This window comes from Glaciimonas sp. OK215 (genome assembly GCF_057787885.1).
Genome location: NZ_JBYMEG010000004.1, coordinates 198038 through 220147, shown reverse-complemented (window position 1 = coordinate 220147; position 22110 = coordinate 198038). Strand labels below are relative to the sequence as shown.

Below are 22110 nucleotides of genomic sequence, written 5' to 3'. Positions count from 1 at the left end.
TGCATAAGTCCCGTTCATCGCAAATGCGCCGAGGACGAGCTTGAATAGCCAATTTTACCTTTTCGAGGGGTTGGGCATTAATAGCCAAATTTGGAATGCCGTAGAGGGCGTTTTTTTCGGCCTCTGAAAGGATTGTCAGTCGCGCATTGTGGTCACCGCGCATGTGGGACCTTCAAGAGGATATGGTTGGTATGCATGGGAATGTAATATAGTCAAAATCTTCAATGGTTCACGATACACTGACTAAGTGACTAGCAAAGTGACATATTTTTGTATTCAATCGACCCATCTGGCGCATGTCACGCAAACGTTCGTTCAGGTGACACGATGCTGATCGGCTACATGCGCGTTTCCAAGGCGGATGGCTCCCAGGTTTTGGACATGCAAAGAGATGCATTGCTGGCCGCCGGCATTGAGGCTGAGCACATGTATGAAGATTTGGCATCGGGAAGCCTGGATGCACGGCCTGGACTGATCAGCTGCCTGAAAGCGCTGCGGGCAGGCGACACGCTGCTGGTGTGGAAACTTGATCGTCTCGGCCGCAATTTGCGTCACCTCATCAACACGGTGCACGAGTTGACAACCAAAGGTGTTGGTTTCCAAGTGTTGACGGGTCATGGCGCCTCCATCAATACTAGGACGCCTGAAGGTCAACTGGTGTTCGGCATCTTTGCGGCCTTGACTGAATTTGAGCGGGCGCTGATTTCAGAACGTACCAAGGTGGGCTTGGCGTCAGCCCGCGCGCGTGGACGCAATGGAGGTGGCCAGTACAAGATGACGCCGGCGAAATTGCGCCTGGCCATGGCCGCCATGGGTAAAAAGGAAACGGTCGTGAGCGAACTATGCAAGGAGTTGGGGGTCACGCGTCAGACCCTTTACCGGCATCTTGGCCCTGACGGCGCGCTGCGCCAAGACGGTCAAAAGATGCTGGGACGCTGAGAAAAATGGGAACTCTGAAATTTTCGTGGATTTGGGCGTACAACCCCCACAAGGTAATACATTGTCCAGACCCTGCTCGGCTGCATGTACCGATGAAACGCGCGCAGAAGTAAAAAAAACGAACAAAGGAGAGCTCAAAGACTGGTAGAAAGAGTCGTCATGAGAGCGCTCCTTCAGGTGTCGTCTGCAATCAGCCGTTGAGCGTGCGGCCGCCGTCAACGATGATTTCGGAGCCGACAGTCCATCGGGACTCGTCGGAAGCGAGGTACAGCACCGCCTTGGCCACTTCCTCCGGCGTGCCGAAGCGGCCGAACGGAATGGTTGCGGCAATGTCCTTGTTGACCTGGTCGCGGTAGGCATCGGGAATGCCGAGCTTGTCGTACAGCGGCGTTTCAACCGGGCCAGGACTGACGGCGTTGACGCGAATGCCGCGTCCGAGCAGTTCGCTCGAAAGCGTCTTCGACATGTTCAGAAATGCAGCCTTGGTCGCGGCATATACCGACGAATGCGCCGCGCCGACGTGCGCGTTGATCGACGTATTGAGCACCACCGATGCGGGGTTCGCGAAGACAGGCAACAGCGCCTGGATCAGGAAGTAGGGCCCCTTGACGTTGATGTCGAACGAGCGATCGAACATTTCTTCCGTCCACTCTTCGATCGGCGCCCAAACGGATACGCCGGCGTTGAGAAAGGCGATATCGAGCTGACCATAGTGAGACAGGACGGCTTGCGCCAACTCCTTCTGAGCGACCACGTTGGCTGAATCGGCGCGCAGCACCAGAACCTCGGTGCCAAGTTCCGCCTTGGCCTTCGCAATGGAATCCGGATTGACGCCGGTGACGATGACGCGTGCGCCTTCGGCGAGGAACTGCTTGGCTGTTTCGAGGCCAATGCCACTGGTGCCGCCGGTGATGAGAGTACGTTTGCCTTGCAAGCGGGACATAAAAATTCTCCTGTCGATTATTCATGGTCAACCAACGTTGGCTGACCTGCCGTGGGGAGAACTATGCGCTCATGCTTGAAATTCTATAAGATCATATCTTTGTATATGTTTCATGCTCGTAGCGTATGAATGGAGGATTTAACTTTGGACCGATTTCTTGTGATGACATGCTTCGCGCGTGCGGTGGAAACAGGCAGCTTTTCCGCCGCCGGCCGTGACCTGGGCTTGGGACAGCCGAATATCAGCCGCTATGTCGCGGCATTGGAGGAGCATTTACAAACGCGATTGCTGCACCGGTCAACGCGCAAGCTCGCGCTGACACCCGAGGGCGAACGCTACTATGCGGAAGTCCGGCGCATCCTGGACGCGGTGGCGGAGTCAGAATCGTCTTTCAGGCAGAGCGTCGATCCCTCCGGATTGCTGCGCGTTGCCTGCCCGACCGCTCTGGCCCACGCATTCGTATTGCCGCATGTCCCGGCGTTCCTGGCACGCTATCCAGCATTGTCGCTCGATCTCCAGATCAATGATCGCTATGTGAATCTGGTCGATGAGGGTGCTGAGCTGGCGATTCGGATCGGCCATCTGGACGACAGCGCGCTACGCGCGCGGCGCATCGGCTTGTTCGAGCGCGTGTTCGTCGCCAGCAAGGGGTATCTCGCTCAGCGCGGCGTCCCCGTCATACCCGAGGATCTACGCAGCCACGATTGCGTCATCTACACCTTGCTGTCGTCAGGTGCGACATGGCGCTTCCGGGGTGCCGAAGTTCCGGTATCTGGCCGGTTCCGGGTTAACTCGCCTGAGGCCGTGCGCGAATCGGTCAATGCAGGACTGGGAATCGGCCATGGGCCGGAATGGCTATTTGAGGAAGGTCTCAGGAACGGCAATTTGCAATTACTGCTGATGCAACACACTGCACCTCCGGTGCCGGTTCAAATCATTTATGTTGCAAACCGCCTGCTTCCAACTCGGGCAGTTGTATTCATGGATTTCATCGCTGAGGCGTTTTCCAAGGTTCCCGCTCTTAACGCCCCTCAGCTGCAAGTAGCGCAATAATGCTATCGACAGGAAGTGGTTGTCCGCTAGCCGCCCAGGCTGCTGCCTGCACGGAAGTGGACGATGGGAACGTCTCGCTGAACCAAGAACGCGTGGCTGGCGCAAATTGTTCGAGCGAATCGGCCCTAGCAGCGTCCAGGAGCGCCATCGCCGTGAATCAACCCTTCGCGCTCTTGGCCGCCGCGCGGTCGGCGCGCTCAGCCCACTGCTGCAGTTGCTCATGATCCTCGGCCACGTCGGCGGGCACCTCCCAGTAAGATTTCAGCGCATGTTCTTCGCCTTTGCTCACGTAGCCCAGGGCATGGGAACCTGCGGCCTCGTAATTTTTGCGCGAGTCGTCATCAACCTTGAAGTAGAGTCCCCCATGCCAAACCATGGCAAAGACATGATCGTGCCGATAGAGTCCGACGGCACCGAACAACGGCCGCGTAGTGATCTTCGCCCAGGAGGAGAGCTGATCTACGTAATGATCTGCAAGTTCTTGGGCCTTCCGGGATTGCTGGGTCATTGCTTGGGTCCATTTTCTTGAGGTGGTTTGTCCGGCCCTTGGCCTGGAGGCTGTGCCTTCGATGATCCATCGACACCCAGCAAGTAACGCTGGATCGAGTTATTTGACGTCTCAGCAATCTGGGTGAGAGCGCCAGTGGGCCTCTCCACCGAAAGGCGACGGGGTGGTTTTACCCAACGTGATGTCGCCCAGCCTAATGGCGGTGAGCGTCTGGAATCGAGTGCTCACCGAGATCGATACGCCGATGTTTTTCAGCTTGAGCACCCGGTCGCCACGCACCTCGACAGCTTGGATCACCTCTTGGCTCTTTGCTTACGTCCTACTCTTCTTCGGCCTGTCATGCACAGGCATGCTTTCGACGACCAACTGATAGGATGTATTGACCAGTTCAGTGATCAACTGCGGGGTGATGCCGTGGCCCGCGCCGACGGAGATCCAGTGCCCCTTGTCCAGGTAACGTCCAAAAGTCACCGTTTGGAAGTGATCCCGCAGCGCACTCGCATGATGCGGGTCGGCTTTTAGTGTGATAATTCTTTCGTCGGGATCGTCGGTCACGATCATGAAAATTTTGTCGCCGACCTTGTATACGTCCAGCTTTTCCACGAATGGGCGGCCGTGGCTCACACCTGGCAACGATGCCGCTACTTTTCGCGCCAGCGGCTGAAGTTGGCGCTTCGAAGCGCCTCTTGTACCTAACCTCTGGTCGCCGGAATCGCGCACGTTCATACGAACACCTTTCTCCTTGAGCCTGTAGGACTCGCGTGTTTTTGTCGGGACTGTTAAAAAGGCTGGGGTTCTTGCTCAGCACCCTGACGTAAAAGTTCAAGGAATCGGCTTATGTGCTCCGGCAATTCGCTCATTTTCTTGTAATAAGCGGCAAGCTTCGCCGGAAGATCGTCATTGATCACGGCACACCGTACTTGTGCAAGCAAATGCGCCCCGCGGGTTGTCCACCTCATGTGTTGGCGCTTGCACATTCGGGCATTGATGATTTGGTTGACCGCAGATTCTGCCATCGCTGTTGAAATCGGCTTGTTTGCTTTCTGTCGCTTTGCATAGGCGACAAGTGAAGTCTTGTTGCCCTTTATGTATGCCCAAAGATCTCGCAATCGATAGTCCAGATGACGCATGCTCTCTTCAAAGGCAGGCGTTTCTGCGACGATGATTCGGCACAGCACAAGCGCCTGTCGGATTTTATCCTCAGCTTTCTCGAAGCTGGCATGCCAAAAGCACCATCGCAGCTTTGTCATCTGTCGATGCAGGAGATTCTTTGTATGCGTTTCTGTCTCGGACCGTGCCTGCATACCTTTCGAGATTTGCTCCAGATATCGGATACGCATAGAGATATGGAACCAGTCCAGGATGGGCGTTACGGGGAACGGCAACTGACGATGTATGCTCTGGACGCCATTGCCGCCATCCGTCATCACACAAACCTTTGGAGACGTGGTTCCTGCACATGTCTGAAGCAATGCGGCAAATCTGTCTGCAATCGACGGAACTTCGCTACGCACGCAAGCGAAAACGCGAGGCTTCACCCCTGAAGCAGCAAGACGTCCCGTCAGTATCTCGAACGAGGCCGGCCGTACCTCCTCTTGTCCTCGCACGAATCCGCCGTCGACCGCGATTGACCACTCCGTGTCCGGTGATAGTGCTTCGCCGGGTGCCAATTCAATAGCGTCTATCCTTGCCCCTACCCGTAATGTCCTATTCCGTACTGTCACATGATTTAGCTTTTCAGTCCCAGGCAAGAATTCTTTCATCATCACGACTACCTGCCGGTATGACATCTTCGCGGCCAGCCTTGACTGCAGCAGGAGCAGGTCCGGTGCTGCACGTTCCGGTAGGATTTTCGATAACGGGCTAAACAGGACCTCCAAATAGAAGGGTGGTTCGCATGGACACGACATTAGTCTCGGACTACGAACGCTGACTGTACCGAATACGGTATCAATCTTGAGTCGTCTATAGTCCTTCAGTTGCGTCTGTCGTCGGCAATTACTGCACACGCGTCGGGTTTCGCAGTACTCGTCCGCTTGCGCCGGGATTACTACTTGTTGCAACCCGGAGAGCAGTTGCTTTCCATCGGCAAGCGATAATCCAATCGACTCTGGGTCGAGTAAGTGGACAGGGCGGTCAAATCGCGCCACTTCGATTGTTGTGGTATCGCCCCAATCCGTCACCAGTTCAGCCCGAACGACGATCTTAATGTTGCTCTCCCCCGAGTTGCTTACTCACCCCTCATTTCCAACACCCGAACACTCTGCTCATCATGATTATAGGCAATTACCCACCACATTTTTAACAGTCCCACAAAAAAAGAGCCATCACTGTAAATTCAGTGACTTACGAATTTCGACTTGTTTGCAGATTTGCTTCGGTTGACGGCACTTGGGCTCGACGCCGGCAGCCGGATCGAGTTTGTTGAAACCGAAAAGGGCAAGTACGCAATCGTCCCGGCCACTAGCCCCGTGCTAGCCCTGAAGGGCATGCTGCGCAAACCTGTTGTGCCTGTGTCGATCGAGAGTATGAACCAAGCAATTGCCTCGCATGGAGCCAAGGCGCGATGATAGGTCTTGATACCAATGTCCTGGTGCGATACATCGCTCAGGACGACCCGAAGCAGTCACCACGCGCTACGGCCGTAATCAATGCTCTGTCCAACGAAGAACCGGGATTCATTACACTCGTGTCGCTGGTTGAATTGGTGTGGGTAATGCAGGGCTGCTACGAGGCGACCAAGCCTGAGATCGTCGAAATTCTTGAAATGCTGCTTCGAACCCAAGAGTTGGTGGTGGAAAACGCTGAAACAGCGATCAAGGCGCTGAATATTTTTGCAGGGTCAAAAGCTGATTTTTCGGATTGCCTCATCGAGCGATCCGCGAACAAGGTAGGTTGCGAATATACCGTTACATTTGATGGAAACGCAGCCAAAACTGCTGGCATGCGGCTCGTGAATTGACAAGAGGAAAATGAGCATGTCACAAAAATTAAAAGAGTTGATTGGCACGCTGGCTGCTGACGCTATCAAATTAGCGATGGCGTCGGGACTCTCTTGGGATGAAGCGGTTGCAGCATTCGGCGTGGCGAGTAAAACGCTCTCTGCCCAGGCAGCTACACATGGTCATGGATCAAAAGAAGATAACGCAACGCATGCGATCAAACGATTTAATCAAGGTATGAGCCAGGATATTGAAGTCTTGACCCGCAATGTTCACTGATAGTCGAGGAAAAGGGGTAAAACCGGATCCAAAATTTATGGTGGGGTTGCGCTTTCACGATTTGCGTCACGAGGGCGCTAGCTGTAACGACCTGAAATCAAAACCGGCCCGACCAGCAATCAACGCTATTTTGAGCCAGAATTAACTGCAAGTATCCACCCCGCAAACCGACATTAGCTGTAAATGAACCTGCAATTAATCGCGCCAACCTGCAATCCATCTTCGCAAACCAGGAATAACTGCTCTCAGACGGCCGAACCTAAGCGTCGCACATCGTTTTAATCAACGATGAGCAATCCTTTTTCTTCTGCGTAGGAAATAATCATGGCAAACGTGTCGACAGCAAAACGCGACTCAATAATAACGAGATTAAGTTTTTCCAGCTGGTCCTGGCTTTGTTCCGGATAAAAATGCGCAAATTTGTTTCTAAGAACCGCGGCAACGCCGAATTCGTCTGCGGATTTAATGGCGCCGAGTTTTTCCATTAGCAGTGATTTGTCGCGATTCGATTTATCACTGACATCTTCCTGTGCAGCCAGAAGAATACCACGGAAAATCTGATCCTGGATCATGGCAACACATTGGGAATAACGCAGAATCAACGCATCGATCGATTCCTTTTGGTCTTCATTGAGTGCATCCAGCGAGCCCAAACTCAAAGGAAACAGCGCGCTGTTTTTTTCAATGGAATAAGAAAGACTTTTAATTCTTTCGCCGCACGCTGCAACATTTTCGATCAGAAATTTTCTGTGGCCTATGCTTGTCTTGTCCATCAAAGTTTTACTCCCATCTTTGCAATTGTATGGATATTCTGCTCACTATCGCCAGGGTTCTTGATGACCAGATCGACCTTGGTGTCGCATCCTGCCGTTAATCTGTGCTGTAGCAGCAATTTTTCCTTGAAGTCGATGTACTTCGAGGCCTGGAAAAAAATGTCAATGTCACCCCCTTTGCGGTTGTCATCCGCGCGCGAGCCGAACAGATAGATTTCCCCCGATGGATCGATGTGGGAGAGTATCGTTTTAATGACGGTCGTTTCCGCGCTTGTTAGTCTCATGACGCTTCCAGAGTAATGAATTACACAGTACGAATTATGACGCCAATCAGTCCGTGCGACGCGAGAGTAGCATTTTTTGGTTTATCACTTCCTGCGTTTCATCGTGGTCCCTCCACGTAACTTGCCGGCCCCAAGGCGTCTCGGTACTGCGGCCGGGTCGCGGCCATGCGTAGTCGCCACTTCGCCTTCGAGAAGAGCACAACGCTGCCGTGACGCCGCCAGCGACTCCTCGACAGCGCCAAGCCGCCCCCGCACGCCTGCCAGTTCGGCATCGAGCGCCGATGCACGCTGCCGATAGGTGACGACACTGGATTTGTTTTCAGCGTCGACGCGATCGAATTCCGCTTTCCAGTGGCGCGACTCGGTGCGCGACTCGTCGATCTGGCGCAGCGCGTGCTTGCGGACGCCATCGAGCTCGGCGATGCGCGCCGCGTAGTCGGCTTCCTTGCGGGCGAAGTCGGCGGTGAGGGCAGCGATGCGTTCGTCGCGTGTCTGAAGCTGGCCAGCGTGACGCTCCTCGATCGCGGCAGCGGTGGTACGCATTGCCGTCAGCGCTTCCTCCAGGCGCCGAACGGTTTCATCTCGGCCAGCAATACTTTCGTTGGCCACGGCCAACTCGCCGACCAAATCACGCGCCCGGGCTAACGCTTCGGCAGTTCTAACATCCGCGTGCACCGACATGTCGACGGCAACGGCGATTTTCTCATCCATCGCTTGGCGATCCAACTCTAATTCTCGCCGGGCTTCCTCTCTGATGGCCTCGACTACACCCGCCAGCAGCGTGGTCAAGGTCTGGGGAATTCCGGCCACCTCATGCTTGTTGGTATGGGCTCGAAGCACGCCTTCAAACCAGTCATTCACATCGCGCTGCACATCCGGGTCGGAACCACGTAGCGGCAGTCCCGCGCGCTTGATGGCCGACACCGACGGCTTGATGCCCTTTTTGGCCAGTTCATCGCAGGCGGCCCACACGAGGTGCTTGCGATCTACGACTTTGCCGACTGCCATGAACCCTCCGCTATGCATTGTTTGAATTTTAAATATCATATCTAATTTTATGATTGTCGTCAGTATTTTTACTTTATAGGGCACTCATTCGAGATTACTGCTTATATTGTCGATTAGTAAGAGGGCAGTGATAGAATGGCGATCTGACCAATTCATTCGGCGTGGAACAATATGATCAAATTCGACCTGATCGACCTGACACCCGCGCCGGCACTGGAGTTGGCGCGCGCGGATCAACACTGCGCCGCTGCCGTGGAACATTTCGGGATCGCGCCGGACGCCATTACCAGCGCCCGCTCGGACGCGGAAATCGCCCGCGAATACCTGGGGCGGGCCGAATTGACGCCGAGCTCACGGGCGAATGCGCAAAAGGAGCTGTTCCGCTTTCTGACCTGGTGCCGCGAGGAAGCCGGGAAGCCATTGCGCGCCTTACGCGTGGCCGACTTGAATGCTTATAAAGAGTTTCTGAAAAATCCGCCGGCGGACTGGGTGTCGACGACAAAATGGCCGCGCACCGACGAACGTTACCGCCCTTTCAGCGGCCCGCTGTCCGATGGCTCGCGTCGGCAGGCGCTGGTGGCTGTCAAAGGCTTGCTCGCCTACGCCGAAAAGACCGGTTATTTGCGGCGCGATCCGGGCGCCCTCGTGAAAAATGTGAAAGCGCAGGCGGGGGCGCGCATCACGCGCTACCTGACCCAGGACGCGATCAACCTGGCGCTGGCGACGCTTGCCGCGTGCGAGCCGCCGCTGGACCGGAAACGGCAGGCGCGCGACCGCTTCCTGCTGGTCGCGTACGCAGCGACCGGTGCCCGTCTGTCCGAGATCGTTGGGGCGACCATGGGCTCCATCTACAATGAGGGCGATGGCCGCTGGTGGCTCGACGTGCTCGGCAAGGGCAACAAACCGCGCCGGCTGCCGGTGTCGCCGGAGATGCTGGACGTCTTCCGGCGCTATCGGGAAGCGTTTGGCCTCACACCGCAGACGCACCGGGCCGATGCAACGCCGCTAGTGCTGTCGACGCGGCGAAAAGATCTCGTAGGCGTAACCGATGAGACGGCGGCGCAGGCGCTGAAGGCGCTGTTCGCGGCCGCGGCCGACAGCGCGGCCGTGCGTGGCGACAACGATACGGCAGCCAGCCTGCGCGCGGCGTCGGCGCACTGGCTGCGCCACTCCATGTTGACCCATCACGCCAATCACGGCGTGCAATTGAAAACGCTGCAGGATACGGCCGGTCATGCGAATATCGCCACGACGGCCCGCTATCTGCACAAGACCGATCATGAGCGCCATGATGAGCTGATGGGTTCGCGCCAGAAGCCAAAAATAGATTAACGTCAGTGTGAATACGGTTGCCGCCGCGGCTGGACCGCACTGCCGAGAGTACGTCGAAGCAGAGCTTCATCGAACGGCTCTGCGAAACGCAGATACCATGCATCTGGCCGATATGCACACCTGCATGCAGCCATGCCGTCAATCCGTGCAAACGCTATCGCACGTTCGGTGCTTCGCATCAGCCCGGCCAACATGCGAGACAAGAAGTGTGCGAGCGGCCCTTCGATCCGCTCGATGTCGTTTAAAGCGATTGCCGGTTTAGCCACCGCCAGTCCTTCGAGGAAATTTCCGAACCCGGGAAAGGTGGCGAAGTCGTCGGACTCGGTCCGCGCATTCCGGCTAATCCTGTCGAACCACGCATCCGCGTTAGCCTCGTCGACCGAGCTAAGTAGCGCTTCGACCTGCTCGGCCCGATACTCTGTCGGTTTCTTATAGCAGGACTCTTTGTCGTGCCAGGCAGGCGAAAACACCGAATCGTATCCGACTAACGTTTTGTAAATTACAAAGTCGGGCATGGCGTTTACGATATCGTGGAACGCAAGCGCAGCAGCCTCCACCTGCGCGCGACCGGCGGCGAGTTCTTTATCATCGCGCATCGCGTCGGATAGCTCTACATAGTTCCAATAGCAGCGATGAACCCAAACCTCGGTCGTCCGCAACAGCTCTTGGCTTAGGGTATGCGCGATCTCCGACTGAAAGTGGAGGACGGTGCATATGTCGTCAGAATTGCCGCTTCCGCAAAGCAATTGCCGTTGTCAGGATGTCCCGAAGTGGGTCGGATGCAACCACGGCTCCTTGGTGGAGCGTTCCTGACCGGCGCAATCGACACGAACACCTCGTTCGACAAGACCGACTTCCGCAACATCGTGCCGCGCTTCTCCGAGGAAAACCGCAAGGCCAATGCGGGCATCATCGAGGTGCTCAGCCGGATCGCCCACGGCAAGGACGCCACGGGCGCAGATCATGATCGCTTGGCTGCCGGCGCAGAAGCCGTGAATCGCGCCGATTCCTGGCATCCACCAAGCTGCATCGCCTGGAAGATAACGTCGGTGCGGCAGCTGTCGATTTGTCGGCCATCTGTTATTCCCAGTCAAAAAAGCCGCTGAATGTAGGTCTGAACTCGATTGATGCCAGTCCCGCCGAGACGGTAATGCATTCTGACCATTCACAGTTGTTGGGCCATCGATCGAGTAGGGGACGGAGTTACCCCCGTCGCCCTCTCACACCACCGTACGTGCGGTTCCGCATACGGCGGTTCATTAAACACTCTGGAAGCGCCGCTGGATATCCAACAGCGAAACCAACCCTAATACATCAAAGAAGCGTTTAGGATACGCCACGTTCATATGGCTCGCTCCGGCGTTCCACCAAGGGCCACGTCCGTTGCTTGCCGACTTCCATGCGCGCGTCTTATCCAGTCCTTGTGCTTGCAGCCTCTTGTTACGGGTGGCCGGTCGCTTCCAGTGCCGCCATAGCAGGCAGCGCAGTTTGCGCCGAATCCATCCGTCCAATTCCTCCAACACACCTTTTACCTCTGTCAGGCGGAAGTACGATGTCCATCCACGCAACACCGGGTTGAGCGCTGCGATCGTTTCGCCGAGATTGCGCGAGGCGTTCCCGACCACGATTTCACGCACCCTGTCTTTCAATCGCTTCAGACTGCTATCGGCGATTTTAAGACGGACTTGCTTATGCCAAGTGACGCTGTAACCCAGAAACTTCCGCTGCCAAGGTCGTGCGACGGCGCTCTTGTCCCGGTTGACCTGAAGTTTTAATTTCTTCTCCAGATAGCCGGTAATCGCAGCCATCGCATGCCGTCCTGCCGCTTCGCTTTTGACGTAAATGTTGCAGTCATCGGCGTAACGGCAGAACCGGTGTTCCCGCCGCTCCAGTTCGCGGTCCAAGTCCGTCAGCAGGATGTTCGACAACAACGGTGACAGCGGGCCGCCCTGCGGCGTACCCTCCGTCCTCGCGCTGACGATCCCTGCCGACATCATGCCCGCTTCCAGATAACGACGGATCAGTTTCAATACCCGCTCATCCTCGACCCGGCGCGCTACCCGCGACATCAGAATGTCGTGGTTCACCCGGTGGTGGGTAGAGACGGACCTTGAGGCTACGCCTCTTGCATCCGTCCCCCCTCGCAGAACCCGCCGTGCGGATTTCCCGCAACGGGCTCCCCAGGTTGCACTCGCAAAGTGCGCGTCATACCGTTGCATGACGTGTCGATACCGCATAAGGCAATTCGAACCAGGAACGACTGTTCAGGTAGCTCCAGTACAGCCGGTGCCGCTGGCTGCGCCGTCGCAGAGTGCGTATCCATTGCAGTTGCACCTCCAGACGAATGCCGTCCAGTTTTGCTTTGCAATGGTGCAGCCCGAAGTACTGGTAGAAGCCTTGCAGCATCCGTCTCAATTGCTGCTGTTGGTCGCGCCTCTTCCAATGCATATGCCCTTTGAGCCATTCCTTGGTCTTGGCCAAGAACTTTCGACAGCTTTTGATGCAGGGAATCCGCACCAAGGCAAATTTTCCGCCCCGATCGACTCCGCATACATGCTTGAAACCCAGAAAGTCAAACGTGTCCGGCTTGTCGCCGGTCTTTGCCAGGTCAGTCCTGACGAAGCGTCCGAACCGTATCAGCCGTGTCTTTTCTTCCGCCAATGCCAATCCAAATTTCCCGAATCGATCCGCAAGTTTCCTTTCGAATTCTTTCGCATCGCCCTGGTATTGGAAGTTCACCACGAAGTCATCGGCAAACCGCGTCAGATACACCTCCCCATAGCACATCGGCTTGACCTTCTTTTCAAACCAGAGGTCCAGCACGTAGTGAAGGTAGATGTTCGCCAAAATTGGGCTGATTGGCCCGCCTTGAGGCGATCCTTCTTCGGTTCGCGTCACAACCCCGCCCGCCATGAAACCCGCGTTCAGCCATTTGCCGATCAAGCGCAAGATGACAGGGTCACCAATTCGGTGGGCCACCATTTTCTGCAGCCATTCATGCTGGATGTGGTTGAAATATCCCCGGATATCGGCCTCGAACAAGTGACCTACCTTCTTCGTGACGATGGCCATACGCAACGCCCGCAGGGCGTCGTGAGGGCTACGTCCAGGCCGGAACCCATACGAGCATTCCAGGAAATCGGCCTCGAATACTGATTCAAGTATCCGTGCAACCGCTCTTTGCACCAGCCGATCTTCGACCGTCGGAATACCCAACGGTCTCGTACCGGCCTTCCCGGGGCCTTTCGGAATCTCCACCCGGCGCACCGGCGGGGCGCGATATGCCCCACGCTTTAAACGTTCACATAGGACTTGAACTCGCATTGCGAGCTGTTGTTCAAACTGCCTTGTCGTCTCACCATCGACACCGCTCGCACCCCGCCGGTTCATCTGCATCCAGGTTTCCGTTAGAAATTCTGGCGTCAGCAGATGCGCCAACGATGTGAAGCGAAGCTTCGGGTTTGACTTTGCTTTCTCCGCGATCTGATTCAGTTGTGTGGACATTCTTCTCCTACCTCTGCGTGCAGGGAATGTTTCCCCGAACCAGCAACTCAACCTGCCCCGCCGCTTCCCCATGTACGCGGCTTTCCCGCGCTCCGAGTACTATCAGCAGGTCCGACTTCCACCGTCATGTTTGCCGCCCTCAGGATGGTCCTTTCGGTTGGCATACTCGGTCCGTTACAGCCAGTCCAAGGTGGCGGTGGATCTCCCAGGTTCCATGACGCTTCCTTTTCTGTCCATGCCGTGCTCTCAGACCCCGCCGGAGTCTCCGACGACCATCGCCCATTGCGGTCGTCTACTGTAGCCTTCCAGGTTTTCGACCCTGTCGGCCTCCGGATGTATAACGAGGCTCCATCGCTTCACTTGCGTTACGGCCTGGACATCGCTCTGTCTACGCTTAACCCATGTCGTTACCTTCATGAGCCCAAGACTCGATTCCCGGTGGGGCGGCTCTTTCCCTTTCCGGGGCGGGAATCTCACCCGCTGAAAGCGCCGGGCTTACCCTGGCGCACCGAAGAATTTCTCCAAGTCGAGGTCGACCACCCAGCGGCGGCCTTCCTTGATATAACCTTGCGCTCGTTGCACCGCTTGCCATGCATTGCGGCCCGGTCGGAACCCATAGCTATGTTCGGAGAATTCAGGTTCGAACTCTGGTTGCAGAACTTGCAACAGCGCTTGCTGGATCAGGCGATCCAACACCGTCGGGATGCCCAGTGTGCGTACCCCGCCGTTGGGCTTGGGTATCTCCACTTTGCGGATCGCCGCCGGCATATAGTTGCCTGCCAGTAGCGCTGCCTTGACGCTTGGCCAGTGCTGTTGCAGCCATGCCTTGAATTCGAACACAGTGAGTCCATCGACTCCCGCTGCGCCCTTGTTCTGCATGACCCGCTCATACGCTCGCCACAGGTTGTGACGTTCGACCACGGCGTCCATCTGCCGCAGTCCTTCCGCTTTCGTTTGCCCATCCGCCGCCGTGCCAACCTCGGCACCCGGCCCGGCCATCGACGAAATCCGTTCGTCTCTCTCCGTGTCGGGCGCAGTGGCCTGCCTTGTTGCGTCATCGATTTGCATCGAGGTCGGATGTCCTAATCGCGTTGTTCAATGTTCAGGCCTTCAGTCATGGCTCTCTCCGGCTCGCCGCCTCGTCCTCGACCTACTATGCCCTCTGCTGACTTCTGCATGCGCATCCCGACACCTCTCGATGTCGGTAGCACTAGGCACGCATGCAGATCTCCCCGTACATGGACGCTCCCGGTTTGCCAAGCCCTCAATTCATGATGACGCGAAGTAAAGATTGCACCCGTACATTCGGACTTTAGCTGTGGCTTCTGCCACTGTCCCTGATGGAATGTGCTGGTTGGTGTCTCAATCGGGTAATCGCACTCATGGTGCCTGGGGAGACTAGGACTTTACCAACCACGGTCTAACCTGTTTGCCATCATTCTTGATTGCCTGTGCAATCGGTAGAATCAACTGCCTGGTGCTGCCGTTACTGCCTGCCTTATTTCCTTGAGCCGCTCCGATTACGCGGCCGCGTAACCGGGGCGGAACTCCCTATCGTGCGCAAGCAACGCCCACACAGTTCTGGCATTCTTGTTGGCTAGCGCGACCGCCGCGACATTCTTATTACGCCGGGCCAGCAGTCTATGAAGCCATCCCTGCTCGTTAGGCTTCCCCTCGGCATACCGAATTACTGCTCTGGCGCCGTGTATAAGCAATGTGCGCAAATACGTGTCGCCTCGCTTGCTAATTCCCTGCAAATTCGTCTTCCCACCTGTTGAGTGCTGTTTGGGCACAAGCCCAAGCCACGCTCCCAGTTGTCGGCCGTTCGCAAAGTTCTTCGCATCTCCAATCGACGCCACTAGCGCACTGGCCGTGATTGGGCCAATGCCTGGGATCTTCTCCAGCTTACGAGACAGTGCATTGGAACGGTGCCAAGTTTGGATCTGCACTTCCATCTCTTTCACCTGTCGGTCCAGATCCTTGAGATGATCCAGCAAGCGCAGTACCAATTCCCGGAATACGCCCGGCAACTCGTCTTTCGCGTCATCGAGCATCATCGGCACGCGCTGATGGATGAACGCTATCCCTTGCGGCACGATCAAGCCGAATTCACTCAACAGGCCGCGGATCTGATTGGCTTGCGCAGTCCTCGCTTTCACCAGCCCCTGCCGTACACGATGCAATGCCAGCACAGCCTGTTGTTCAACATTCTTGATCGGCACAAACCGCATGTTCGGCCGGCACACCGCCTCGCATATCGCCTCGGCATCAGCCGCATCATGCTTGTTCGTCTTGACGTAGGGCTTGACGAATTGCGGCGCCATGAGCTTAATCGTATGGCCAAGTGCCTGCAGCTTGCGTGCCCAGTAATGCGCGCTGCCGCAAGCTTCCACACCAATCAGGCACGGCGGCAGCTTCACAAAAAAGCTTGCCATCTGATCACGTTTAAGCTGCTTCTTGAGCACAACCTTACCTTGCGCATCGACGCCGTGGACCTGAAACACATTCTTTGCCAGATCGATGCCAATTGTCGTAATCTGCATGATGACGCTCCCCTCGGTTCAAGTGGTTATTCGACATTTCCACTTTGGCACATTTGATGCCGTTACGGGTGGGAGCGTCCATTCCATTGGGTATTGCGCACCTACCTTCACGCTTATGCCTGTCGGATCTACGTCATAGCCTTCCGGACAAGTATTGGGCTTTGATGATATTTGACATCTCACCCGGCTACGCCGCCTCATATCCGCTTCCTGTTCGTCAGGCCAGCGCTTTGCCTTCGGCTTCCTCCAGATTCGCAGTCGCCCGCGACACCCTTGCCGTCAGCTAACTCTTCCCCTTGTCGGGCGAGTAGAGGACTTCCACCTCCAAGTAAGCACGCCCTGCCGGGCGCACAAATAAAAAAACGCTGCGCAAGGCAGCGTTTTCTGAAAATCAATTTTATCTTTTCTCGTTAAGCAGCTCGCTTAAAAGCGTTCATGGCGCGCTCGGCAATCGAGTGTTTCGTTTGCCGCAGCTCCTCGATTTCTGCTTGAGTAAGCATCCTGGCGACCCCTCTCGACAACTTTGTGCTTTTCACCTGCACCACAAATTGACTTGTAGATAGGTCAATGCACAACATCCGCTTCCTTGATTCGAGTGCGGATTGTTTCGCTTTCTGGAGTATTGATAAGGTATCGAGCTTCCGATGCGGTAAGGCAGTCGAAACCGAACCCAAAGCGCTCTTTCCACCAATCTTCGATTTGTCCATGTTTAGCTCTTAACTCGTTCAGTCGGTCATTCTCTAATGTCAGTATGGCAGAATAATCTTTGCCGGTCAAAACGGTTGCACCTATGACAACCCCGCCTTGTTCTTTAATGTGACCCCTCAGATTAGCAATTGTTCCGCCTTGTCCAATGAAGTCATCGACGATTACATAATTCCGTCCACGAATGATATCGCCTTCAAAGACGGCTTGTCTGGCCATTCTGGCAAAACCGCCGGCCCCTGTATGGTTAACGACATTTGCCTGAACCACAAACTGTTCTATCTCCCAATCTAGGATAACGGAAAGTGTGTCTGCCATTACCTCTGGTATTGCATTTACGCCAACTGCTTCTTCAGCATGAACGCTCACCAAAATCGGCTCCTTACCGTCCCCAAGCTCTACCAATTCCAGAATGATGTCGTCATTCAGCGTTGTCGTCACTAAAGGAAATGCAGCGTTTACGTCGCCTGCTTTTGCCTCCAAATAGGAAGGATGTTTCTTTACAACTAATTCGGGCGAATGAATCAACACGTTTGGAAATTCATCGTCCCACGGGAATCGAAAAGGGCGAACTGGCACGTTTTTCTTTGCATTTAAGTGATTGCATATTATGAACCAATTTTATGAATACGCATCTCGCCAAGTTTCGGCTGGTCTTCGTCAGCGAACAAGACCCTTGAAAAAGGGATAGTGCCGCAGCGCAAACAAGATGAGTTCAAGGAGTAATTGGCAGCCGATGTCAGGAGCAAATGCAGCATGCATCGTCGCAATTTACCCCATTTGGTGTATTATAAAATATCAAATGGAGAAAGATGATGCCGGCCGTAAAGAAGGATGTTGCTAAGACCGCCCTGGCGAAGAAACGCGGTGATGCGAACCTGTTCTCTCAAATGGTGTTGGGGGAGCCGCTGGCTGGCTTCGCGGCCGTCAAGTCGATTCGGGATGGCTATTCAGCGCGGATATTGAAGGCGGCCAGCAGCTTTTTTGGCGTACCGGATGCGCGCATACAGCACATTGCCCATGTCCCCGCCTCCACTGCCAGCCGACTCGAAAAAAAACAGGCAAATATCGACTCTGCTGCCACCGAACGCGTGTTCAGGATGGGCGCGGTCACACGTATGGCGATCGCGGTCTTTGAAAGCGAAGTGTCAGCGATCGACTGGATGCGCCAGCCTAACCGCGCACTCGGTAATACGGCACCGCTCGACCTGATGGATACCGAACCGGGTGCAGTGTCCGTGCGCCAGGTGCTCAACGCGATCGCCACAGGCGGCGTCGCTTGAAGCTCTGGCGGATCACGACAAAAAATGGGCCCTCGATACTCTCTGCGACGGCGCACGGCTGAAAGGTGGGCGGTGGAATCCGATGGCGTATCCGGTCATGTATGCCGGCACCACCATCGAGATTTGCGCGCTGGAGAAATTTGTACACCTGGCCGGGTCGGCGCACCCTCCCCTAATGCTGGTTTCCGTGGAAGTACCGGACGACGCGGCCTTGTTCATCCAGCCGCCGCTGGCAGATCTTCCGCACGACTGGTCCGATTTGCCTGCTTCTGCCAGCGCACAGGAATTTGGCCGGCGATGGCTTGAGTCGGCTAAGTGTCCAGTCCCGTTTGATCATAGACGCGTTTAACAAATAATTCTGGCTTCTTCCGTTGCCACTCCTTGAGCGCCTGAATTGGTGTTCGACCGTTGATCGCGCGTTGCGGAATATGGTGGTTGTACAGCTTCAAATAGTTCAGCAAAGTCGTTTCCAGGTCCGTTGCATTATCGAAGCGGGTCTGTTGCAGTATTTCGCTGATTCGGCCATTGAAACGCTCGACCATGCCATTCGTTTGCGGGTGCCGCGGGGGTGCCAGACGATGCTCGATCGAGATGGCGGCGCATGCCACATCAAAGGCATGCTTGCCGCTCGGCTTCTTGTCTTTGGTTGCGAAGCGGTCGGTAAATTGCGAGCCGTTATCGGTCAGAATCTTGACGATCTTGATTGGCGAAGCCAGCTTTAGACGGCGCAGAAAATCGACGCTGCTGGCGTTGGTCATATCGCCATAAATGTGCAGGAATACCCAGCGCGTGGCGCGGTCGATGGCGACGAACAGATAACGCCGTGACGTCTCGTCCGACATCTGCGGCAGGTATTTGATATCGATGTGAACAAAGCCCGGCTCATAGTCTTTGAAGGTCTTCTTGGGAGCGATGGTTTCCCCTTCGGCCTTCGGTATTACGTCTTCCAGCCGTGCCATGCCTTCTCGTTTCAGAAGACGTGCCAGACCGGAACGGGATACTGCCGGATTGATGTATTGCCGGGTAATGTAAAGCAGGTCGTCGAGTGGCAGGTAGAGTGTCTGGCGCAGAGATAAAACGACAGCCTCCTGCGTGGCAGTCAGAGTTGTATGCAAGGTGTGAGCGCGGTGCGAACGATCTTGCACATCATCGCGCTTGAGCCATTTGGCCGCTGTCGCCCGGGTAATGTTGAAGACCTTGGCAGCCTCGCGATCCGAGAGGCCGGAGTTCTTGATCTCCTGGCGGATCTTTGGGGTGGTGCGGGCCTGTGGATGAATTCGTGTACTCATGCTCTCGACTGCTTAAATGATTGTTTCAACTGCTGCCGTGGACGGCCCGCAATCAACTCGCCGAGAACCGCCTTCGCTCGAAACAGAGGCCAGCTACGACGAGGAATATGATCGCACGGGACTAAACAGCTAAGCAACTGGTCATGCTGGTGCCGTCGGCCATTATTCCTGAGTCCCTGAATGCTGTGATCAACCCGGCGCATCCCGCTTATCGTCATGTGACGGTCGAGATCGTGCGGGGGTTTTCGTTTGATGCCCGCCTGTTCAAGTGACGTTATCTTTCACCGCTTTGGCGTGCACTGCATTGCCATCACGAACGTGTCACCGAAGAAATTGCCAACCCGTTACCTTGGGGTAATCGCACTTTTCGTAAATTGACACGCTTCCCCGCCGCTGGCGGCCGTTCCTGATTTTGCATGTTGGGCGTAATCGTCTGTTTCGTGCAAATTGGTGCGCTCTGCTTTTCGGACGCATGGGTCAGCTTAAGGGAAAAATCTGAGCGTATTGAGGGCCGTCGGCTGTCCGCGATTTTGTGTCCCAGGTTCCCAACCCCCAGCTTGCCAAACAGCAATCCGCTATATATCTACTACGAAATTGGGATTAAATTCAGCATTCTCAGCTCCGCCAGACCGGCTGATGTAGCCTCGGGGATTACATACGACCCTGCATCTACCTATCCGATAGTCGCTTGAATCATGCATGTGCCCATGTACCCACAGGTCCGCTAATTCGACGAGCGACTCCAAATTGGACGCATAGGCCGCAGATACCGGGTCCGTCGCAAATTCAACCGGAACGCTCTTCACTGATGGCGCCATGTGGCTGATCACAACGGTCTTGCCATCGAATGGCTCGCGCAGTTTGGCATTCAGCCAGGCTCTCTGCTCTGCATGAAAGAGTGCAGTGTCGCCAGGTCGCAACTTCCGGTATCCTTTGCTGGCCAAACGGATGCGTTTATAGTCATTCATGACTGTGCCGGCTTCGCTCATGGCAATATGCTTGTCTGCCGGCTCATCGGAAAACAAGTTGAAATCGGTCCACAATGTACAACCGAGGAAGCGCACCCCTGCAATGACCTTTTCGCGCTTATTGAGGAAAGTGACATTGGCGCTATTCTGGGCATCCAGTGACAGATGCTTCTCGACGTCATCAAGATTCGCACCATAGGCCTCATGGTTACCCATCACGTAGAGGACAGGGAGATGCGGAAATTTGTTTTCCGCCCATTGCACCGCATGCGACTTGGTGTGGATGTCGCCAGCCAAAATGATGACATCTGGCGCCGCTAATTCCAGGTTCACCTGTGGACCATCATCACGCCAAAGCTCGATGTGCAGGTCCGATAGTATCAACAATCTCATCGCAATTTTCCTGGCAAAGTCCGTTTATTATCCATCGAGAAGCCACCGTTATTGTCGCGCAAAAACCTACGGTTGACCTTGAATCCTGATGTGGATCCGGGAGCCGCTGTCGGCGACGGCCGCGCCTGCCTTTCCAGGTAGGCGCGCAGTTCTGATGCGATTCCCTGCTGCGCGTCGAGCTTGGCTTGGGTTGCAGCCAACGCCAGTTCGAGACTGCGAACCTGTTTTGCCAATCCGCCGGCAGTCTTGATCGCCCGGCAAGTTGTTCCTTGAGCTCGTTACTCTGGCGGTCCATGTCAGCCAGCTGCGTTTCCAGCGTTTTGCCGTGCAGCTCGACGGCGCGCAGCGCGACCGGCCGCGACCCATGCTCATTGCCACGTTGCGGCCTGAAAAGCGCGTGAAGAGGCGCATGTTTCCTTCAGGAGGAGCAGTGATGGTGAGCCTTTACGGGTACCTGTCCAAGCACGCCTAGATAGAAGGCAGGTCCAGAGACCCGCACCGGTGGTGGCCAAGGATGGCATTGCGGTGAGTTATCCACAAGCCTGTCCACAGAAACTGTGCATAAGTTTGCCTTGTTCTCAACCGATCGATTTCCGATACGTCATCAGAAGAATGGCCTTCTTCGCTTACGGGCGCGTCAGCACGAAAGAGCAAACGACCGGGAATTCAAAGCGCGAATTTGAGCAGGCGGGATACAACGTTGCTTTTTGGATTGCGGATGCAGGTGCCAGTGGGAAGATCCGGCGACCTGACATGGCGCAGGCAATGGAGCCCTGTTTGAATAGAAATTTATTAACACAAAGTAAGGCGCCGGCAAAGACTTGTGTACTGCGGTACAATAATCATGTCTCTTCGAATCTCCCAAGGTTTGGATTGAGCCCGCCGCCGCAAGGTGCCGCGGGCTTTTTTTTCATTAAAACAACAGATAGTGCGCCGCACAATGACTTCTTGGCGTATTTACCGCACTATCTCGCACACAATAAATCCATTGCCTGAAGGTGAGGAGACAGAGAAGCCCGCGTCGTGATCGACAGCGGGCTTTTTATTTGTGCGCCCGGCAGGGCGTGCTTACTTGGAGGTGGAAGTCCTCTACTCGCCCGACAAGGGGAAGAGTTAGCTGACGGCAAGGGTGTCGCGGGCGACTGCGAATCTGGAGGAAGCCGAAGGCAAAGCGCTGGCCTGACGAACAGGAAGCGGATATGAGGCGGCGTAGCCGGGTGAGATGTCAAATATCATCAAAGCCCAATACTTGTCCGGAAGGCTATGACGTAGATCCGACAGGCATAAGCGTGAAGGTAGGTGCGCAATACCCGGGGAGATTTGCATGCGTGCCTAGTGCTACCGACATCGAGAGGTGTCGGGAT

General features: G+C 55.4%; 25 protein-coding genes and 3 pseudogenes. 11 read left to right on the top strand and 17 right to left on the bottom strand.

From position 1 onward, the window contains the following. Positions 1 to 327 precede the first annotated feature (327 nt). A complete protein-coding gene (locus AC3CHX_RS31665) occupies positions 328 to 939 on the top strand; it encodes a recombinase family protein (RefSeq protein ID WP_488645160.1) in 612 nt (203 codons plus the stop codon). A gap of 190 nt (positions 940 to 1129) precedes the next feature. On the opposite strand, the gene AC3CHX_RS31660 is transcribed toward AC3CHX_RS31665, so the two are convergent. After that, positions 1130 to 1882 (bottom strand): SDR family oxidoreductase, encoded by a 753-nt coding sequence (locus AC3CHX_RS31660; protein ID WP_488645159.1) that lies wholly within the window; start codon positions 1880 to 1882, stop codon positions 1130 to 1132. A gap of 144 nt (positions 1883 to 2026) precedes the next feature. Here AC3CHX_RS31660 and AC3CHX_RS31655 point away from each other — a divergent pair, with 144 nt between their 5' ends. After that, the gene (locus AC3CHX_RS31655) at positions 2027 to 2935 is read left to right on the top strand and encodes a LysR family transcriptional regulator (RefSeq protein ID WP_488645158.1); all 909 of its coding nucleotides are present in this window, start codon (positions 2027 to 2029) and stop codon (positions 2933 to 2935) included. 157 nt (positions 2936 to 3092) lie between these two features. Here AC3CHX_RS31655 and AC3CHX_RS31650 read toward each other — a convergent pair whose 3' ends face one another. From AC3CHX_RS31650 to AC3CHX_RS31635, 4 genes are all read right to left on the bottom strand, one after another. Beyond that, positions 3093 to 3443, bottom strand: a complete 351-nt coding sequence (locus AC3CHX_RS31650) for a TfoX/Sxy family protein (protein WP_488645157.1) — start codon at positions 3441 to 3443, stop codon at positions 3093 to 3095. 111 nt (positions 3444 to 3554) lie between these two features. Next, the gene (locus AC3CHX_RS31645; RefSeq protein WP_488645156.1) at positions 3555 to 3740 is read right to left on the bottom strand and encodes a hypothetical protein; all 186 of its coding nucleotides are present in this window, start codon (positions 3738 to 3740) and stop codon (positions 3555 to 3557) included. Positions 3741 to 3755: 15 nt separating this feature from the next. After that, positions 3756 to 4169 carry an MmcQ/YjbR family DNA-binding protein gene (locus AC3CHX_RS31640; RefSeq protein WP_488645155.1) on the bottom strand — a complete coding sequence of 138 codons (414 nt, stop codon included), beginning with the start codon at positions 4167 to 4169 and terminating at the stop codon, positions 3756 to 3758. 53 nt (positions 4170 to 4222) lie between these two features. Further along, complete coding sequence (locus tag AC3CHX_RS31635; protein WP_488645154.1) at positions 4223 to 5626, bottom strand: ISKra4 family transposase; 1404 nt, start codon at positions 5624 to 5626, stop codon at positions 4223 to 4225. 177 nt (positions 5627 to 5803) lie between these two features. On the opposite strand from AC3CHX_RS31635, the gene AC3CHX_RS31630 reads away from it, so the two are divergent. From AC3CHX_RS31630 to AC3CHX_RS31620, 3 genes are read left to right on the top strand one after another with little or no spacing between them, the layout of a single operon-like run. Next, positions 5804 to 6013, top strand: a complete 210-nt coding sequence (locus tag AC3CHX_RS31630) for an AbrB/MazE/SpoVT family DNA-binding domain-containing protein (RefSeq protein ID WP_488645153.1) — start codon at positions 5804 to 5806, stop codon at positions 6011 to 6013. After that, positions 6010 to 6405 (top strand): type II toxin-antitoxin system VapC family toxin, encoded by a 396-nt coding sequence (locus AC3CHX_RS31625; RefSeq protein ID WP_488645152.1) that lies wholly within the window; start codon positions 6010 to 6012, stop codon positions 6403 to 6405. The genes AC3CHX_RS31630 and AC3CHX_RS31625 overlap by 4 nt, the downstream gene beginning before the upstream one ends. 16 nt (positions 6406 to 6421) lie before the next feature. After that, positions 6422 to 6664: a hypothetical protein gene (locus AC3CHX_RS31620; RefSeq protein ID WP_488645151.1), complete on the top strand. Its 243-nt coding sequence runs from the start codon at positions 6422 to 6424 to the stop codon at positions 6662 to 6664. A gap of 278 nt (positions 6665 to 6942) precedes the next feature. Here the strand turns inward: AC3CHX_RS31620 and AC3CHX_RS31615 are convergent, their stop codons facing one another. The 3 genes from AC3CHX_RS31615 to AC3CHX_RS31605 form a co-directional block, all read right to left on the bottom strand. After that, positions 6943 to 7437, bottom strand: coding sequence for a hypothetical protein (locus AC3CHX_RS31615; RefSeq protein WP_488645150.1), 495 nt, complete (start codon positions 7435 to 7437; stop codon positions 6943 to 6945). Beyond that, on the bottom strand, positions 7437 to 7721 hold the full coding sequence (locus AC3CHX_RS31610; protein WP_488645149.1) for a nucleotidyltransferase domain-containing protein: 285 nt from the start codon (positions 7719 to 7721) through the stop codon (positions 7437 to 7439). Before AC3CHX_RS31610 ends, AC3CHX_RS31615 begins: the two co-directional genes overlap by 1 nt. An 84-nt stretch (positions 7722 to 7805) precedes the next feature. Beyond that, positions 7806 to 8729 (bottom strand): DNA-binding protein, encoded by a 924-nt coding sequence (locus AC3CHX_RS31605; RefSeq protein ID WP_488645148.1) that lies wholly within the window; start codon positions 8727 to 8729, stop codon positions 7806 to 7808. Positions 8730 to 8900: 171 nt separating this feature from the next. Here AC3CHX_RS31605 and AC3CHX_RS31600 point away from each other — a divergent pair, with 171 nt between their 5' ends. Further along, positions 8901 to 10061, top strand: coding sequence for a tyrosine-type recombinase/integrase (locus tag AC3CHX_RS31600; protein WP_488645147.1), 1161 nt, complete (start codon positions 8901 to 8903; stop codon positions 10059 to 10061). 2 nt (positions 10062 to 10063) lie between these two features. On the opposite strand, the gene AC3CHX_RS31595 is transcribed toward AC3CHX_RS31600, so the two are convergent. Next, complete coding sequence (locus AC3CHX_RS31595; RefSeq protein ID WP_488645146.1) at positions 10064 to 10657, bottom strand: hypothetical protein; 594 nt, start codon at positions 10655 to 10657, stop codon at positions 10064 to 10066. A 198-nt stretch (positions 10658 to 10855) separates the two neighbouring features. Here AC3CHX_RS31595 and AC3CHX_RS31590 point away from each other — a divergent pair. Beyond that, positions 10856 to 11136 (top strand): annotated as a pseudogene (locus AC3CHX_RS31590) (aldo/keto reductase); the annotation flags it as partial. A 184-nt stretch (positions 11137 to 11320) separates the two neighbouring features. Here AC3CHX_RS31590 and AC3CHX_RS31585 read toward each other — a convergent pair. From AC3CHX_RS31585 to AC3CHX_RS31565, 5 genes and pseudogenes are all read right to left on the bottom strand, one after another. Next, a pseudogene (locus AC3CHX_RS31585) lies at positions 11321 to 12151 on the bottom strand (group II intron maturase-specific domain-containing protein); the annotation flags it as partial. A gap of 115 nt (positions 12152 to 12266) precedes the next feature. Continuing rightward, the gene (ltrA, locus tag AC3CHX_RS31580) at positions 12267 to 13565 is read right to left on the bottom strand and encodes a group II intron reverse transcriptase/maturase (RefSeq protein WP_488645145.1); all 1299 of its coding nucleotides are present in this window, start codon (positions 13563 to 13565) and stop codon (positions 12267 to 12269) included. Between the two features lie 510 nt (positions 13566 to 14075). Continuing rightward, a pseudogene (locus AC3CHX_RS31575) lies at positions 14076 to 14633 on the bottom strand (reverse transcriptase domain-containing protein); the annotation flags it as partial. Between the two features lie 452 nt (positions 14634 to 15085). Further along, positions 15086 to 16108: an IS110 family RNA-guided transposase gene (locus AC3CHX_RS31570; RefSeq protein ID WP_488642509.1), complete on the bottom strand. Its 1023-nt coding sequence runs from the start codon at positions 16106 to 16108 to the stop codon at positions 15086 to 15088. Between the two features lie 564 nt (positions 16109 to 16672). After that, a complete protein-coding gene (locus tag AC3CHX_RS31565) occupies positions 16673 to 17392 on the bottom strand; it encodes a phosphoribosyltransferase (RefSeq protein ID WP_488645144.1) in 720 nt (239 codons plus the stop codon). Between the two features lie 233 nt (positions 17393 to 17625). Here AC3CHX_RS31565 and parS point away from each other — a divergent pair, with 233 nt between their 5' ends. After that, a complete protein-coding gene (parS, locus tag AC3CHX_RS31560; RefSeq protein ID WP_488645143.1) occupies positions 17626 to 18096 on the top strand; it encodes a type II RES/Xre toxin-antitoxin system antitoxin in 471 nt (156 codons plus the stop codon). Then, positions 18041 to 18445 (top strand): RES family NAD+ phosphorylase, encoded by a 405-nt coding sequence (locus AC3CHX_RS31555; RefSeq protein ID WP_488645142.1) that lies wholly within the window; start codon positions 18041 to 18043, stop codon positions 18443 to 18445. Before parS ends, AC3CHX_RS31555 begins: the two co-directional genes overlap by 56 nt. Here AC3CHX_RS31555 and AC3CHX_RS31550 read toward each other — a convergent pair. After that, positions 18408 to 19385, bottom strand: a complete 978-nt coding sequence (locus tag AC3CHX_RS31550; protein WP_488645141.1) for an IS481 family transposase — start codon at positions 19383 to 19385, stop codon at positions 18408 to 18410. The two genes, AC3CHX_RS31555 and AC3CHX_RS31550, sit on opposite strands and share 38 nt — an antisense overlap. Positions 19386 to 19528: 143 nt before the next feature. On the opposite strand from AC3CHX_RS31550, the gene AC3CHX_RS31545 reads away from it, so the two are divergent. Continuing rightward, positions 19529 to 19657: a hypothetical protein gene (locus AC3CHX_RS31545; RefSeq protein WP_488645140.1), complete on the top strand. Its 129-nt coding sequence runs from the start codon at positions 19529 to 19531 to the stop codon at positions 19655 to 19657. 303 nt (positions 19658 to 19960) lie between these two features. Here the strand turns inward: AC3CHX_RS31545 and AC3CHX_RS31540 are convergent, their stop codons facing one another. Together AC3CHX_RS31540 and AC3CHX_RS31535 are read right to left on the bottom strand one after the other, a co-directional pair. Next, a complete protein-coding gene (locus AC3CHX_RS31540; RefSeq protein WP_488645139.1) occupies positions 19961 to 20746 on the bottom strand; it encodes a metallophosphoesterase family protein in 786 nt (261 codons plus the stop codon). Further along, a complete protein-coding gene (locus tag AC3CHX_RS31535; protein WP_488645138.1) occupies positions 20743 to 20946 on the bottom strand; it encodes a hypothetical protein in 204 nt (67 codons plus the stop codon). The genes AC3CHX_RS31540 and AC3CHX_RS31535 overlap by 4 nt, the downstream gene beginning before the upstream one ends. A 412-nt stretch (positions 20947 to 21358) precedes the next feature. Between AC3CHX_RS31535 and AC3CHX_RS31530 the strand changes: the two genes are divergently transcribed. Further along, positions 21359 to 21742 carry a recombinase family protein gene (locus tag AC3CHX_RS31530; RefSeq protein WP_488645137.1) on the top strand — a complete coding sequence of 128 codons (384 nt, stop codon included), beginning with the start codon at positions 21359 to 21361 and terminating at the stop codon, positions 21740 to 21742. Positions 21743 to 22110 lie beyond the last annotated feature (368 nt).